Source organism: Hyphomicrobiales bacterium (assembly GCA_030688605.1).
GTDB lineage: Bacteria > Pseudomonadota > Alphaproteobacteria > Rhizobiales > NORP267 > JAUYJB01.
In genome coordinates, this window is sequence record JAUYJB010000025.1 from 16679 (window position 1) to 31533 (window position 14855).

Below are 14855 nucleotides of genomic sequence, written 5' to 3' on the forward strand. Positions count from 1 at the left end.
CGGAGATGGCCTCTCTAGCAGGTTCGTATTCTTGCTGGATGAGCCCCGTCATCAGAAGGTGCGGAGGAGCCGGCCATGCGCGAAGTCGACCCACTGGATATCGTGGAGACGATCCGCGAAGGTCTCCTCGTGCTCGAGCCCGATCTGACCATCCGCTTCGCGAACCGCGCTTTCTGCGACAAATTTTCAGTCGCGCCAGAGCATACGGTCGGTCGAAAGCTCTATGAGATCGGCAAAGGAGAGTGGGGCGTTCACAAGCTCCGCATCGCGCTCGATACCATCAGTTCTGGCGAAAGGACATTCGAGGACTTCGAAGTCGAACAGTCCTTCCCATCAATCGGCCGGCGCGTTATGTGCCTCAACGCGCGCAAGGTTTATCGGCCTGGCAACAAGATGCAACTGATCCTCCTGGTGATCGAAGACGTCACGGAGCGCGTGATGCTTGAGCGCGAGCACGTGGTCGCTGGCGAGCGTATCGGCATGCTGTTGCAAGAGCTGACCCACCGGGTCAAGAACAGCCTTCAGATTATCGCGGCGATGGTCAGCATTGAAGCGCGGAGCCACAAGAGCGGTGAGGGCAAAGCGGCGCTTGAAAGGGTCTCGCATCGAATCAACGCACTCGGGCAGCTCTATTCCAAGCTTAGCAAAGCCGACATGGTCGAGGCGGTCGATGCGGCGACCTACCTGGATGAGTTATGCCGCGACCTGATCTCAGCAGTCAATGAGGAAGACGGCACATCTATCGTGCTCAAGACCGACATCGAAAGCGCGCTCCTGCCGACCGATCGAGCAATTCCGATCGGGCTCATTGTGAACGAGCTTGTGACGAATGCCGTCAAATATGCTTTTCCGGGCGAGACAAGAGGCACGGTCATGGTGACGCTAAAGCGGCTCCCCGGGGAGCTTCGCCTGACGGTCGCCGACGATGGCCAAGGGCTCGATCTTCGACGCGCCGATTCCGGGCTCGGCGGCCGGCTGGTCGAAGGCTTTGCCCAACAGCTCGGCGGCCAGGTCGCGCGAGAGAGCGACAGCCAGGGTACGACCGTGCGCCTAATCTTGCCGTCACCTGACGGCGATGAGCCAAAATTGGCTCCAGGGGCCTCCCCACTCGCCAGCATGAGATAGCCTTGACTGGCGGCTCACTTCCTTTCGGTCGGGGGTCGCGCTCTATCGCGCGGCGCAATGTCCGTACTTGGCGCTTCTCGGTCCTGACGGCTATCGTCGAGCACGTCTCCCTTGGTTTCACGAGCGGAAGTGATGCGGCCGACCGAATCGCGGCAAAACGGTTCCCTTATGCAGGGTCATTGCAGTGTGCGACCAGGCCAGCGCTTTGTTGAGTGGGGCGGACAGGCAAAATAATGCATAACTATATTTTGAGCACGAATTAACTTTTGCCCTACAATATCTGTGCTAATATTGTGTAATGCAAAAGGGAACGTTTATATATCGTGCAGTATATTTGAGGATATTATTGGTCGCTTGTTTGCCGGCCGCATCGTGCGCCGAAACCGGTGCAGCGTCGAAGCAAGCAGAGTACGCGGACGTGACCGAGCTCGAAGGCTGCCGGCGGGCTGGCGGGGTGCTGGTTCCGCGCGGCACGAACGAACCGGGTGTGATGGAAACACCCTTCGGCGCCTGCAAGTTCGAAGTGATCTTTGGCCAGCCCGATCCGATCGATAACTCACCACGAGCCCACAGGAGCAGCCCATAAGGTCTTTCGTCGTTCAGTTTGTTTGCCTGAGTGCTTTCCTCCTTATCGCGTTTGCACAGGAAGCTCGCGCCGACTGCACCAATCCCGCCGCGCCTGAAAAGAAGGTTGTCTACAATGACGACCGCAAGGTCTTTCAATATTGCGACGGCACGAACTGGCGCGTGATGCTGGGAAGCATCCCCATCGACCCGAGCCTTGCCACACTCACCGACGTCGATGACGCGCTCGCCCCCGCCGATGCCGATGTGCTGACCTATGACAGCATGTCCGGCAAATGGGTGGCCGGTACAGGCGGCGTTGGCGTGGAATCCGATCCCAAGATCGGCACCCTCACCAACGGCAAATGGTGCACGACCGACGGAAGCGTTGTGAATTGTGCGGCCGACGCCCCGGTTCTTACTGAATCCGACCCGCAGGTGAACACGCTAAGCGAAGGCAAGTGGTGCTACGTCAATGGCGGTGTCATTGACTGCACGCAAGATGCGCCCAGTGGCACGCCGTCCGGCGCTGTGATGGCCTTCAATCTTACCTCGTGCCCGACGGGCTGGAGCGAATACACGCCCGCCAAGGGCCGCTTCGTCAGGGGCGTCTGCCTAACCTCGTCGGGTTGTCAGGACCCGGACGGCGTGCGCAGCGTCGGCAGTACGCAGGCGGACGCATTCCAGGGCCATAAGCATGCCTTTGATAATGACCTGCTGGGTCGATTCGGAAGCTCTGACACTATTGATGGTTTTAACTCTAATGCAAGTTATGATAACAAAACCGGTAACCCAGTTTCCGACGGGACGAACGACTCACCCCGGACGGCGTCTGAAACCCGCTCCAAGAACGTCGCTCTGCTTTATTGTCAGAAGGACTGATACCGCGCGAGAGTGATAACGGCCAATCTGGAAAACACGCCCCCTCTACCGCTCATAGAAATAGGCGGCACAGGACTGATCGCCGAATCCCTGCGGCGGATTTGCGCCGGTGAAGACCGTCAGGCCCAGGCTCCGCGGCGACGACTGCGCAAGCACTACATATGTGACCGGCTCCGGCATGCCGCAGAGCGTATTGCCGTTCAGCAGCACAGGGTCGGATGGCGGAGTCAACTTGTAGACTTTCCCGCTTGTCACCTTGCCAACCGGATTCCACCTTCCCTGCCGTTCTCCAATGGCCCGATGGGCACGTAGCTGCGATGAGGGGCCACTATCCTGATCCCGGATTTCCCATTTGGCTCCATTAATTGATGCGATTGATCGTTGAATCTGATATAAGAATCAATGTGTTGAACGCATTTTAAGGCGAGGCATATGGCGAACCCGGCGGGTGAATCAATCGATGGTTCGCTGAGACTCGATTTCGACTGCCGCCTGAAGCTTGAGTTCCACGGTTCCAGGATCACCACCGACGCCGGATTGCTTGCCTACCGTGAGCTCGATGACGCGCTTGGGTTGACGGACATGGTTGGCGATGAACTCGTCGACCCGCGCACAGGCAAGAACGGCCGGCACGCGATGACGGGATTGTTTCGCCAATCCGTCTTCGGTCGCCTGGGTGGCTACGAGGACGTGAACGACGCTGATCGTCTGGGACGTGATCCGGCGATGCGTTGGATTGTCGGCGGTCGCGCCGTTGCGAAGCAGGCCGCGTCCACCAGCCAGATGGGGCGTTTCGAGACGGCGTTCCTCGCCGCCAGTGACAACCTCGCCGCGCTGTCTGATCTGTCAGGGCAATGGATTGACCGGGTGCACGCCCGGCATCCGCCCAAGGTGATCGTGCTCGACATGGATTCCAGCGTCAGCCCGACCCACGGTGATCAGGAAGGTAGCGCCTACAACGGCCACTTCGCCTGCACCTGCTACCACCCGCTGTTCGTGTTCAACCAGTTCGGTGATCTGGAACGCGGCGAGCTTCGTCCGGGCAACGTCCACAGCGCCGACGGCTGGCGCGGCGTTCTGGAGCCGGTCGTTGAGCGTTACCGGGAACGGGACCTGCGCCGCTACTTCCGAGGCGATGCCGCGTTCGCTGCACCGGATATCTACGGGTTTCTGGAAGCCGAGGGCTACAAGTACACGATCCGTCTCAAGGCCAACGCGATCCTTCAGCAAAGCATCGCCTACCTGCTGACGCGACCTGTCGGCCGCCCACCCAATCACGTGGTTCGCACCTATGCCAGCTTCAGCTATCAGGCAGGGTCATGGGACAAGAAGCGCCGCGTCGTCGCCAAGGTCGAATGGCACCCAGGCCAACTCTATCCGACCGTTGGCTTCATCGTCACCAACCTGAGCCGTCCGGCCAAGCGCGTGGTCGCCTTCTACAATCATCGCGGCACGGCCGAGCAGCACATCAAGGAAGGCAAGAACGCGATTGTATGGACCCGGCTGTCATGCCGGAAATTCCAGAACAATGCCGTGCGGCTTCAGCTTCATGCGTTGGCCTACAATCTCGGCAACTTCATGCGCACCCTGGCTCTGCCGGAGGCGGTCAAACAAGGGGTAATGGGAGCGTAGCTGCGATAAAAAGCCACCAGCCTGATTATTCGTTTAAATTCAATGGCTTGTGTCTGTCAAAATCACTCACGCCGCATCGCGGAAAAGATCATTCAGGATTTCCAAAAGGTCGGCGTGCGCTGTTTCTTCCATATCTTTAAATTTACTCAAATGCTCTTCTGAAATATCCTCCATCAGATTATGAGCGATCAAACCTTCCGCAAACCGCAGTTGCTCCTTTGCATGCAAGTAATCGTCCATAAGTTTTAGGAATCTTTCAGCCTTTGTGTTTTTACTCATCAATTACTCTCCCTACCTTCATAATCATGTGTCAGGCGGCTCCGGCCATGGCAACCATCCCATAATAAAATCCTGTCGCTTGATTACTTCGTCGCTATCGGCCCAATGCCACGCTCCATTTTTCAGATAAGAATGCGCGGATACATCTTTGAATCCCTTATCTGTTGTGAGCCACAGGATCGCTTCTGCGCCCTCGTGTTCGGGAAGGGTTTCCGGTGGCCGCCATTTCCACGCGTCCTCATGCCCCTGGCGATAACCATCCAGAAAGGTTCCGTCCGATCCCATATCGCGCTCCATAAATTTCTCGCTGCCGTTCTCAAATACAACTTTCCCCTTTTCTGTCATCATCTCTACTTTCCACGGAGCGCTGGTACAGAACCCGCTACCATTTATTCTGGAACTCCTCGATCACGTGACTCTCGGTCAGATTGAGGTAGATTTCCGTTGTCGCGAGCCGGTCATGACCCAGCATCTTTTGCACGGCGGCCAGGGAAATGCCTTTTTGCAGCGCCAGCGTTGCGAATGTGTGGCGCAGGACGTGTGGCGTCACCGACTTGGCGATCCGGGCTCGGTTGGCGAGTTGCTTGACGATCTTCTGGGTCTGACGCTCGCCTACAAACCATTTGTCATGCAGCGCGAAGTAGGGTTCGAGCAAAGCCTGGACCCTGCCGGACATCGGCACCACGCGCTTTTTGCTGCTCTTGCCGTAAGGTCCGCCCTTGCCGCTGATGCGGATGCTGCGCTGTTGCCACAGGATGTTTGCCGGCGTCAGGGTGCATAGCTCGGAAACGCGCAAGCCGGTATCGAGCAACGTCCAGATAATGAGTTTTTCTTTTGTACCACGGCAGGCATGGGCCAGTCGGTCAGCTTCTTCTGTTGTCAGCGGTTCGCGCACATATTGATACGTCATGACTAATACAGTTCGCCTTTAATGAAATATTACGAATATAGTTCGTTTTTCTATACACAGAGAATAACATGCGAGAACAAGGCAAAAAAGCCTCAATATTCATGGAGTCGAACAGTATGTGAATGGCAGCGGCCCGGCACGAGGAAAGCCGAACAAAGTTCGCATTTTCAGGTGGAATGCGAACTGAATTATGCCGCCAGCTTCACCGGCTCCGGTTCCGGAAACAAACGCTTGGTCATGTCAAGCGCGAATGAGCCGTAAGGCGTGACGTGGGCATAGATCAGAGCAGTCAGGGCTCTGCGGTCCTCCTCCCTCATACGGCCCAGCCAGTTTTTTTCCGCCAGCACCTGCTGGATCATCAGCGTGTTCACATAGACCAGGCAGACCTGCAGCAAATGCAGGGCCAGCACCGAGATTTCCTGATTGACGAGCTGGTTCGAGGACAGCTCGCTGTTGCGGGCAAAGAAAATAAACTCGACGGTGCTGTTGCAGTTTTCGACGACGTTCAGCGCTTCATGGATTTCCTGGCGCAGCTCTTCGGATTCCAGATACTGGCACAGGAAGATCGTTTTGACGGCCCGGCCCAGCTCGGCCAGGGCCTGATATGTGGGATGCTGGCGATTGTTACGGGTAAAGCGCCGCAGGATGGATTCCGCATGGGCCGTGCCTTTTTGCAGGGCGGCGGCGTATTTGACCATCTGGTCATATTGCTGCGCGATCAGATCCCAGTTGATCGGCCGTGTCAGGATCGGCGTCAGATTGTCATACTGCCGGCCGGCGCCGGCTTCCGGCAGATAGAGCTTTTGCCTCGCTATCCCTTTCAGGCGCGGCATCAGCGAAAAACCGAGCAGCTCGCAAAAGGCAAACGCCACCTCGCTCTGACCGTGGCTGTCCACATACTGCCTGTCGATCTCCATATCCGTGCAATGGCGCATCACGCCTTCGATCATCGCGCCCACTTCCGAGGACGAACAGCGTTTGAGCTGCGAATAGATGCAAAGCGAGTTTTTCTCGACATGCCAGTAGACCATGACGCCGCGGCCCTTGTAACGAATGTGCCATTCGCTCATCAGGTTCTGGTCCCAGGCGTGGATTTGCTTGGAGTCCGAAGCGCAGCCCATCGTGCCTTCGCCCCAGACTTCAGGGTGGCGGACTTTCAGCGTCGCGTTGACCACCCTGGCGATCGCGGCTTTCAGCGCGTCCTTGTGAATGTAACGCTCCCGTACATAGCGCAGCTCGTCAAAGGTGAGATCACTGCCGCCTGCCAATATCCGCTTCAGGCCGGTATTGGTTCCCAGGGCATAGAGGCATAACAGCAGCCGGGGTTGCAGCTTTTCCCGGCTCAGAATTTCGCGGTCACCAAGGCCGCGGAACATATCGGTGAAGCCCGTCTGAAAGTCCGCCTCCTTGACGATATCGAGCAGGCTGGTCAGCGGCCACCGGCCGGCCACTTCCGCTTTGAGTTTTTGCAGGAACTGCGGCTCTGGCTGTGGTTCCAGCGGACTCACCTTTATGAGGTTCTTGCCGTGCAGCCGCAGCGATACTTTCGGATTGCGCGACAAGGTCTGGTTCAGAGAACAAAGGGCCTCCGCCATTTTGCCGCGCAGATCGCTGACAAATGAGTCCGCCGTCTCCGGCAGGCGCAAATCCTGATAATAGACCTGCCGCCGCTCTTCAAAATCCTGCGGCACATCGTCATCGGGATTGCGGTAACGGTTTGCGCCGTCCACCCAGACTTCCCGGCAGCGCAAACCGTTGCGCAAGGCCCGCAGAACGCAGATTTCGTAGCTGATCCGGTTTATGTGCCGTTCCTGATTGCCGCCCTCGATGAGCAAAGGTTGCAGCGATCTCGGCACGATGCCGTCTATCGGCACTTCATCTATCGGGACGTTCCGTTGCGCCGGGCTGTTTGCCTGTAGATAACGGAGCGCTCCGGTGACAGGCTGATGATACTGGTTGCCGGACTGAAATCGCAGCGCTTCCAGAATTGCCGGCACCATCCTTCTATAATGTCTTTTGTAGGAGTTGCGGACGTAAATCTCGACCCGCTCCGTATAAAGCGGGCCGCTTGCCTGATATTCCCTGACCAGATCGGCCAGTACCTGTTCCCCGACCACTGGAAACAGAACGTCTCGAATCTTGCCGTCAGGATGGGCGACGGCAGCTTCCGCCACCTTGTACAACGTCGCCTTCTTGTTCGAAACCTCCCGGATGCCGCCGACCAGTTCCCTGATGACCCTTTTTTCCGCCTGAACCTGAAGCTTATGGATGATCTGGATCAAAAGCTCGATCAGGCCATCAATCACTTCCCGCCGCCGCTCGCTGAAAAAAGCGGCGGCCAGCGTATAACGGACGGCTTCAGGGTGACGGCGCATGTCCCGAATGGATTCCGTGGCCGCACGGCAGCGGTAAAGATCCACGGTTTTATGCGGTGTTCCGTCAAACAGGTCAGCAGGCAAATTCAGCGCATCGATTTCCGCCAGCTTTGAAAGTTCGGTGAACACGCTGTTCAGGCTCGGCTTGCCCGCATCGCCTTTGAGCAAGCTGAAGAGCGCAGTGCTGTTGTCCCCATCTTCCGATGTCACAGGCGTCAACATGCGGTCGATGGCTGTTCGGCTGTGTTCCGACAACCCGCTGGAAATTTTCGCAAACAGGGATTCTTCGAAAGCTGCAACTGCGGCATTAATAATGCGCTCTTGCTGGCCTTCCGTAGGCAGTTCCACCCTGTTTTTCAGGCACCATGCTTTCAGGCACTCAAAGAGCGCTCGATCCTGATCCGGTTCCGGTTCCTCGATCGCCTCAGCGGCCAGCCATTTCTGCAAGATTTTGTAATCGGCAGGTTTTGGAGGGCGAAAGCCCGTGAAGCTACGAATTTCCGCCCGCTGCCGAATATTTGTTCCGCTTTGAGGATCGTAACGGCCCAATTCGAGAACACCTGTTCCAAGCGACTTTGAAAGCATATGTGTTCCGGCCGCCGGCACTTCATCAAATGTTTTTGGAAACCTGGCCTCGTTTTGCAGAAATTTCAGCAGCGCTGCGCAACGTAATCGGTTCGCTCCCTTGTATCTATTGATAAAGGTTTGCTCCGCATCGTTTAACATCCAGATCGTACTTGTACTTTCATATGATTGCCATTCATCCATACATTACTTATGAACATTTCAACAAATGAAAATCAAGTGGCTTTTTATCGCAGCTACGCTCCCATTACCCCAACAATGGTCGCTGACCAGCCTGAAGGAGAAGCTGATCAAGATCGGCGCCAGGATCGTCACGCACGGCCGCTACGTCACTTTCCAGTTGGCTGAGGTCGCGGTGCCGAGGGGCCTGTTTGCCGAAATCCTGCGGCTGATCGCCCAACTGCGGCCGCCGCCCGATCCAGTGCCGGCGTGACGCGTCCCGACGTCATGAGCTCCGGCAAGAAACACGGGAGAGGTGTGCCTTGAGGACGAGAATCGACGCAATCACCAGCCTCGGAAAGCCCGGCTCAGGCGGATCAGCAGCAAATCCAGGCGATTTACCCTCCCACACCGTGCTCACCATTGCCGGGGGCGGCCATGAGCGCTACTGTGCCGCCAGAAACCGGGGTTCATATGGGGAAAGTCGGTTAAAAGGAGGACCTGCCATGAAGCATTCATCCATGCTGATGCTCGCCGGGACGTCTCTCGCGTTTCTCGCAACAGCTACGACTGCCCAGATGAAGCCGGTATCCGACGAGGAACTTCTCAGAAATCTCGAGGGGACCGCGCCGCCTGATATTTTAGCGAACGCGACGATCCTCAACATGGCGCCAGATGGAAGCATGAAGACCATCCGGGAGGGAGCGAACGGCTGGACTTGCATGGACCCCGGCGGAGCGCCCATGTGCGCAGATGCTGCGGGCCTGGAATGGGCTCAAGCCTATGTCTCGAAAGGCGAGGCGCCGCAGAAGCTCGGCTTCATCTACATGCTCAAAGGTGACACCGGCGTCAGCAACACGGACCCTTACGGCTTGACGGAAACGCCGGACAACAACTGGGTAGTTTCAGGGCCGCATGTGATGATCGTCGGCGCTGAAGCAAAGAGCATGTCGCGGGCCTACCCGCGGGAGGCGAAGCCCGATCCGAGTAAGCCTTTCGTGATGTGGGCTGACACGCCCTACGAGCACATCATGCTGCCGGTGGAATGATTTCCGCTGGGGGGCGCCGCAGGATGCGGAGAAGGTCCCGTTCATCGTCGCCGAATTGGGCAGAGATGCCGATCCATTCATGCTGCACCTCTACGCCCCCCTTGCCGAGAAGGAACGCAGGCTGATCTCCATTTAAGCAATGACGCGGGTTATTGTGACTTACAGTAGCGCTGGCCGTGTTGATGTTTTTTTGGGTAGGAGGCTCTGTCGTGCTCGGATTGTGCGTTTTGGTTACCCGTCCACGAATACCGGTTGCTGCTCAAGCTACCGACTCCACGGCGCGCCAAAACGCTTCTCGCAAGTGTCCGTTCTGTGCCGAATTGGTGTTAATGGATGCTAAAATTTGCAAACATTGCCGTTCGGAACTTACGCCCTCGACAATGGAAAGAGATTACCCGGAGCAGCATAAGGACGTGAGGTATCGGATTGAATCCGATCTGATTAACCGCACTATTTCTGTGACTTACGGCCATGGCGGCGCTGCGCGTCGTCGAAGGCGGCAAGAAAAGCGCGCAACGCCACAGCCTGCCGGATGGCGTCCCGTCCCCTGCGGGGACTGGCGCTGACCCGGTCCGCGCCCCCGCGATTCGCGGGACGCGGGAGAGGAAGAGGTGGGCCTTTTTCTTCGTGACGGGTTTGGAGGTCGGGAGAGTGGCTCGCGGCCGCCCGTCGTCACGGAGAACATCAATGACCAAGACCACCAAGAAGATCACTCTCGCGACCACGCGGGACATACCCTTTAACAAGCTCGTCCTGAGCCAGGCCAACGTCCGCACGGTCAAGACCGGCGTCTCGATCGAGGAGCTGGCGGAAGACATCGCCCGCCGCGGCCTGCTTCAGAGCCTCTGCGCCCGTCCCGTCATCGGGACCGACGGCAAGGAAACCGGCATGTACGAGGTGCCTGCCGGCGGCCGGCGCTATCGCGCACTGGAGCGTCTCGTCAAGGACAAGCGCCTGGCGAAGACCGCGCCGGTGCCCTGCATCGTCAGGGAAGACGGAATCGCGGAGGAAGACTCGCTTGCCGAGAACACGCAGCGCGAGGCGCTGCACCCTGTTGACCAGTTCCGCGCTTTCAACACGCTGATCGACAAGGGCCTGAGCGAGGAGGAGATCGCGGCGCGATTCTTCGTCACGCCGTCCGTCGTGAAACAGCGCCTGCGCCTTTCCGCCGTCTCGCCCAGGCTGATCGACCTCTACATCGCCGAGGAGATGACGCTGGAGCAGCTCATGGCCTTCACGCTCACCGCCGACCATGCCCGTCAGGAGCAGGTCTGGGACTCACTCCAGCAGGGCTGGAACAAAGAGGCCTATTATATCCGCCGGCTTCTGACCGAAGGCGCGGTCAGCGGCTCCGACCGGCGCGCGCGCTTTGTCGGTATCGAGCCTTACGAAAAGGCTGGCGGCGCCGTCACCCGCGATCTCTTTGAGAATGATAACGGCGGCTGGCTTCAGGATCCCGCGTTGCTTGACCGCCTTGCCGAAGAGAAGCTGAGGGCGGAAGCGGAGCATCTCGCGCAGGAGGGCTGGAAGTGGATCGCCGCGGCGATCGATTTCCCCTACGGCCACATGCAGGGTCTGCGCCGACTTGCCGGCGAGACCGTCGATATGACGGCGGAGGAGGAAGCCACCCGCGCCGCGCTCGCCGAAGAATACGATCGTCTGGAGGCGGAGTACGCGGAAGCTGACGAACTGCCCGAGGAGATCGATCAGCGCCTCGGCGAGCTGGAGGAGATGATCGAAGCGCTCGATGATCGCCCGGTGCTGTACGATCCCGCCGATATCGCCCGCGCCGGCCTTTTCGTCAGCCTTGACCGCGACGGCAGCCTGGATGTCGAGCGCGGCTATGTCCGCCCCGAAGACGAAGCGCCCGCGACGGCAACGGACGGCGAGGCGGACCACGATGATGTGGACGAAGGCGGGTCGCGTGTCGTTGTCATCACCGTAGGCGGCGAAGCGGCCGAATCCGAAGATGACCCGGAGGACGCGGGCATTCGTCCGCTTTCGGACCGGCTTGTGACGGAACTGACCGCGCAGAAGACCGTTGCGCTCGGCGCGGAACTCGCCCAGCAGCCCGATATCGCGCTCACAGCCGTCGTCCATGCGCTGACGCTCGGCACGCTCTACCGGTGCGCGGCCGATGAAAGCTGCTTGCAGGTGCGGATCACGCCGCCGAACCTGCGCGATCTGGTCGATCCGAACGCGACGCCCGGCGTTGCGTATCTCGACCGCGACCGCGCCGACTGGGCACACCGTCTGCCGGAGAAGCCGGCAGAACTCTGGCCCTGGTGCCTGAGCCAGCCGCGCGAGAATCTTCTGGACCTTCTCGCCTTCGTCGCCGGCAACTTGGTCGACGCCACGCAGCGTGGCCACGAACGCGCCGACAATCCGCGTCTTCGCCATGGCCACGCGCTTGCCCGCGCGGTCGATCTCGACATGGCTGCGGCAGGCTGGAAGCCGACCGGCGACAACTATCTCGGCCGTGTGCCGAAGGCCCGCATCCTTGAGGCGGTGCGCGAAGGCAAGGGCGAGAGCGCGGCGCAGCTCATCGACCATCTCAAGAAAGGCGAGATGGCGAAGGAAGCCGAGCGGCTTCTCGCCGATACCGGCTGGTTGCCCGATCCGCTGCGCCCGGCCTCGCCGGACGAGGCCGATGACAGCGATGGCGCCGAGGCGGACCTCCCGGAGTTCCTCGCCGGAGACGGCGATGACGAGGACGCCGAAGGCGAGGCCGAAGACGAAGTGCTCGCTGCCGCCGAATAACGGCCGAAACGCAATTCACAACCGAAGCCCGGTGCCGCCCGAGAGGCGCGCCGGGCTTTTTCATTTTCAGGAGATTTTCCAATGGCAGACTATTACACAAGCTTCTCGTGCCTGTTTGACACCGGCACGCCCGAGAACGCGCGCCGCGCGCTCGAACTCTTTCAATCCTTCAGCGACCGCCTCGACCGCGAGGAATCCTCGTTTCCCAGTTTCGCGGTTTCCCTTGATCGGGAAGACGGCGGCACGGCGCTGTGGATTCGCGACGACGACAGTTACGGCGACATCGAGCAGGTGACGGAATTCGTCGTCCAATGCGCGCGGGTGCTCGGCCTTAAGGGCCGGTGGGGCTTCGAATGGGGCCATAGTTGCAGCAAGCCGCGCCGCGCCGGCTTCGGCGGCGGCGCGCAGGTCATCGACCTCGAAACCGGCGACACCGACACGTGGATCGGCACGAGCGACTGGCTGCACCGGCAGCTCGCCGGCGATGCCGCCGGACGGGAGTGACCGCCATGCCGCAGATCATCGAAACCACCGTCTATGAATTCCACGAGCTTTCCGATGACGCCAAAGAGCAAGCCCGCACCTGGTTCCGCGAAGGCGTCGGAGACTGGGATTGGCACGATTTCATCTATGACGATTTCGAGGAAATCTGCCGCATCCTCGGCATCGAGTTGAAGACCCATCCCGTCCGCCTGATGGGCGGCGGCACGCGGCAAAAGCCGTGCATCTGGTTCTCGGGCTTCTCGTCCCAAGGCGATGGCGCGGCTCTCGAAGGCACCTACACCTATGAAAAAGGCGCGGCCCGGCGTATCCGGAAGCACGCGCCCGAGGACGCCAACCTGCATCGCATCGCGGATCGCCTGTTCGCGATCCAGCGCGACAACTTCTTCCAGCTCCGTGCCGATGCGCATCACCGTGGCCGCTACTGCCACGCCTACAGCATGGAGATCGTCGTCGCGCGGTACAGCCCGCACTGGCAGGACATGACCGCCGAAGCCGAGGACGCCGTAACCGAATGCCTGCGCGATCTCGCAAACTGGCTCTACCGCCAGCTTGAGCGCGAGTGGGACTACATGATGAGTGACGAGTACGCCGACGAGGGCATCGCCGCGAACGAATACACCTTCACCGAAACCGGGCGCCGGTTTGGCTGACAAGACCTGTACGCACAGTAATTGCACAAGATGAACTGCTCACGTTTCTCTTGTCACGAGCAGTGCCTATCTGTTACAAATTCAAAAAATTTGGCATGTTACATGATTATATTATTCTTTACTTGATGGAGGCAATATGAACGATAATAATCACTCAAACAAGAAAACGAGGCGTTTGGAGGCGATCTTTGCTGCTGCATGCGGTCTCGGACTGCTCGTCTGGCTGACCGGCGCGCACGAAACCGCAGGCGCGCTCATATCCGATTTGCGCTCGCTCGGCCCTGATCAGTGCGCGAGCATCGGCGACGTTTGCCCCGATGGCAGCGTCTATGCGGGCCGGACACCCGACGGGAACATGTTCATGTTCGCAACGCCGGAGGATGCGCCCGTTCGCCTTGCTTGGAGCAACGAGTCCGCACCTGCCCGATCCGGCTTGGAGGCCTGCGAGCTCCTGAATCCCTATTACGGTCAGACCACCGCGCCATGCATCACGGGCCAAGCCAATACGGCCTTCCTCGCTCATAATGGTTCCGGCGAGCCGCCTTTTCCAGCCGCAAGATACTGTGGCACGCTCGACGCCCACGGTCGCGGCGACTGGTATCTTCCCGCGATTACCGAACTGGAAGCCCTTTTCGAGAACAGAGAGCGCATAGGAGAATTCTCGGTCTCCCGAGATTGGTCAAAGGAGCCGATTGACTGGCGGAGCGGCACCTACTGGTCATCCTCGGAACCTCAGCGCGGTGGTGGACGCTTGGCAATAGTCTTCGATTTTCTCAGCCCTCCGGAAGCCGATCACGTCTATGTCAAAAAGGATGAGGCGCTCCGCATCAGGTGCGTCAGGAAGGAATCGACTGCGGATTTCTCCTTCGACCGCTGACGATCAAATCAGCATCAGTTTCTCGAGGATTATCTTGCCGCCGACCCAATAAACAAATGCAACGATCAAGAACGCGCCGAATACCAGGCAGAGAGGAAGAGGATGGCCGGGAAGGGTTGAACCGGCAGGGGTCTTAAGAGAGCGCCCTTGCGGGCTCGGCCCTTTCATCCGCTCTCCGCAAGGACTTTCCATCATGACCATTCCGACATCCGCGGCCGCGCTTGCGGCCGTTTCCGTTTCTGCGTCTTCCTCCCATCCATCCTCCGCACCGCCCGACCGCGCCCCGGCAATATTCGCGGCCGCCGGGGCAATCCTTCCCGCCCTTGAATCCGGATCGCGCCTCGATGCAGGCGCGCTGCGCGCCGCCATGCTTGAGGCCTTCGGCGGCACCGACGCGCAGGGTTTCTGGAACTGGAAGGACGCCTACGACGCCTGCGAGATCGCGCAGGTTTTGTTCCTGCGCCGGTTCGGCCCCGCCATGCAGCGGCGCGCCGGATCGCCGGC

Annotated in this window: 13 protein-coding genes and 3 pseudogenes; 10 read left to right on the top strand and 6 right to left on the bottom strand. The window is 59.2% G+C overall.

Features of this window, described 5'->3' with window-relative positions; genetic code table 11:
• The first annotated feature begins 75 nt into the window (after positions 1-75).
• Together Q8P46_03170 and Q8P46_03175 are read left to right on the top strand one after the other, a co-directional pair.
• The gene (locus Q8P46_03170) at positions 76-1125 is read left to right on the top strand and encodes a histidine kinase dimerization/phosphoacceptor domain -containing protein (GenBank protein MDP2619169.1); all 1050 of its coding nucleotides are present in this window, start codon (positions 76-78) and stop codon (positions 1123-1125) included.
• 750 nt (positions 1126-1875) lie between these two features.
• The gene (locus tag Q8P46_03175; protein MDP2619170.1) at positions 1876-2571 is read left to right on the top strand and encodes a hypothetical protein; all 696 of its coding nucleotides are present in this window, start codon (positions 1876-1878) and stop codon (positions 2569-2571) included.
• Between the two features lie 45 nt (positions 2572-2616).
• Here the strand turns inward: Q8P46_03175 and Q8P46_03180 are convergent, their stop codons facing one another.
• Complete coding sequence (locus Q8P46_03180) at positions 2617-2826, bottom strand: hypothetical protein (protein MDP2619171.1); 210 nt, start codon at positions 2824-2826, stop codon at positions 2617-2619.
• A 177-nt stretch (positions 2827-3003) separates the two neighbouring features.
• Between Q8P46_03180 and Q8P46_03185 the strand changes: the two are divergent.
• Positions 3004-4179 (top strand): annotated as a pseudogene (locus Q8P46_03185) (IS1380 family transposase).
• 90 nt (positions 4180-4269) lie between these two features.
• Here the strand turns inward: Q8P46_03185 and Q8P46_03190 are convergent.
• The 4 genes from Q8P46_03190 to Q8P46_03205 form a co-directional block, all read right to left on the bottom strand.
• Positions 4270-4482 carry a hypothetical protein gene (locus tag Q8P46_03190; GenBank protein MDP2619172.1) on the bottom strand — a complete coding sequence of 71 codons (213 nt, stop codon included), beginning with the start codon at positions 4480-4482 and terminating at the stop codon, positions 4270-4272.
• A 24-nt stretch (positions 4483-4506) separates the two neighbouring features.
• Positions 4507-4830, bottom strand: coding sequence for a hypothetical protein (locus tag Q8P46_03195; GenBank protein MDP2619173.1), 324 nt, complete (start codon positions 4828-4830; stop codon positions 4507-4509).
• Positions 4831-4864: 34 nt separating this feature from the next.
• Positions 4865-5392, bottom strand: coding sequence for a tyrosine-type recombinase/integrase (locus Q8P46_03200; GenBank protein ID MDP2619174.1), 528 nt, complete (start codon positions 5390-5392; stop codon positions 4865-4867).
• A 188-nt stretch (positions 5393-5580) separates the two neighbouring features.
• A complete protein-coding gene (locus Q8P46_03205) occupies positions 5581-8535 on the bottom strand; it encodes a Tn3 family transposase (protein MDP2619175.1) in 2955 nt (984 codons plus the stop codon).
• A 76-nt stretch (positions 8536-8611) separates the two neighbouring features.
• Between Q8P46_03205 and Q8P46_03210 the strand changes: the two are divergent.
• From Q8P46_03210 to Q8P46_03240, 7 genes and pseudogenes are all read left to right on the top strand, one after another.
• Positions 8612-8785: pseudogene (locus tag Q8P46_03210) on the top strand (IS1380 family transposase).
• A 232-nt stretch (positions 8786-9017) separates the two neighbouring features.
• Positions 9018-9560: a hypothetical protein gene (locus Q8P46_03215; protein ID MDP2619176.1), complete on the top strand. Its 543-nt coding sequence runs from the start codon at positions 9018-9020 to the stop codon at positions 9558-9560.
• 25 nt (positions 9561-9585) lie between these two features.
• Positions 9586-9690: pseudogene (locus tag Q8P46_03220) on the top strand (resolvase).
• A 557-nt stretch (positions 9691-10247) separates the two neighbouring features.
• On the top strand, positions 10248-12320 hold the full coding sequence (locus Q8P46_03225) for a ParB N-terminal domain-containing protein (GenBank protein MDP2619177.1): 2073 nt from the start codon (positions 10248-10250) through the stop codon (positions 12318-12320).
• A gap of 81 nt (positions 12321-12401) precedes the next feature.
• The gene (locus Q8P46_03230) at positions 12402-12824 is read left to right on the top strand and encodes a hypothetical protein (protein ID MDP2619178.1); all 423 of its coding nucleotides are present in this window, start codon (positions 12402-12404) and stop codon (positions 12822-12824) included.
• Positions 12825-12829: 5 nt separating this feature from the next.
• Positions 12830-13474: an antitoxin of toxin-antitoxin stability system gene (locus tag Q8P46_03235; GenBank protein MDP2619179.1), complete on the top strand. Its 645-nt coding sequence runs from the start codon at positions 12830-12832 to the stop codon at positions 13472-13474.
• Between the two features lie 136 nt (positions 13475-13610).
• Positions 13611-14351, top strand: a complete 741-nt coding sequence (locus Q8P46_03240; protein ID MDP2619180.1) for a DUF1566 domain-containing protein — start codon at positions 13611-13613, stop codon at positions 14349-14351.
• Between the two features lie 3 nt (positions 14352-14354).
• Here the strand turns inward: Q8P46_03240 and Q8P46_03245 are convergent, their stop codons facing one another.
• Positions 14355-14720, bottom strand: a complete 366-nt coding sequence (locus Q8P46_03245) for a hypothetical protein (protein ID MDP2619181.1) — start codon at positions 14718-14720, stop codon at positions 14355-14357.
• Between the last annotated feature and the right edge of the window lie 135 nt (positions 14721-14855).

What these genes read in the sequence shown, in the direction of transcription:
- Q8P46_03170 (MDP2619169.1), top strand. Translation starts at nt 76, where the DNA reads ATGCGCGAAGTCGACCCACTGGATATCGTGGAGACGATCCGCGAAGGT.
- Q8P46_03175 (MDP2619170.1), top strand. Translation starts at nt 1,876, where the DNA reads ATGCTGGGAAGCATCCCCATCGACCCGAGCCTTGCCACACTCACCGAC.
- Q8P46_03190 (MDP2619172.1), bottom strand. Translation starts at nt 4,482, where the DNA reads ATGAGTAAAAACACAAAGGCTGAAAGATTCCTAAAACTTATGGACGAT.
- Q8P46_03195 (MDP2619173.1), bottom strand. Translation starts at nt 4,830, where the DNA reads ATGATGACAGAAAAGGGGAAAGTTGTATTTGAGAACGGCAGCGAGAAA.
- Q8P46_03200 (MDP2619174.1), bottom strand. Translation starts at nt 5,392, where the DNA reads ATGACGTATCAATATGTGCGCGAACCGCTGACAACAGAAGAAGCTGAC.
- Q8P46_03205 (MDP2619175.1), bottom strand. Translation starts at nt 8,535, where the DNA reads ATGGATGAATGGCAATCATATGAAAGTACAAGTACGATCTGGATGTTA.
- Q8P46_03215 (MDP2619176.1), top strand. Translation starts at nt 9,018, where the DNA reads ATGAAGCATTCATCCATGCTGATGCTCGCCGGGACGTCTCTCGCGTTT.
- Q8P46_03225 (MDP2619177.1), top strand. Translation starts at nt 10,248, where the DNA reads ATGACCAAGACCACCAAGAAGATCACTCTCGCGACCACGCGGGACATA.
- Q8P46_03230 (MDP2619178.1), top strand. Translation starts at nt 12,402, where the DNA reads ATGGCAGACTATTACACAAGCTTCTCGTGCCTGTTTGACACCGGCACG.
- Q8P46_03235 (MDP2619179.1), top strand. Translation starts at nt 12,830, where the DNA reads ATGCCGCAGATCATCGAAACCACCGTCTATGAATTCCACGAGCTTTCC.
- Q8P46_03240 (MDP2619180.1), top strand. Translation starts at nt 13,611, where the DNA reads ATGAACGATAATAATCACTCAAACAAGAAAACGAGGCGTTTGGAGGCG.
- Q8P46_03245 (MDP2619181.1), bottom strand. Translation starts at nt 14,720, where the DNA reads ATGGCGGCGCGCAGCGCGCCTGCATCGAGGCGCGATCCGGATTCAAGG.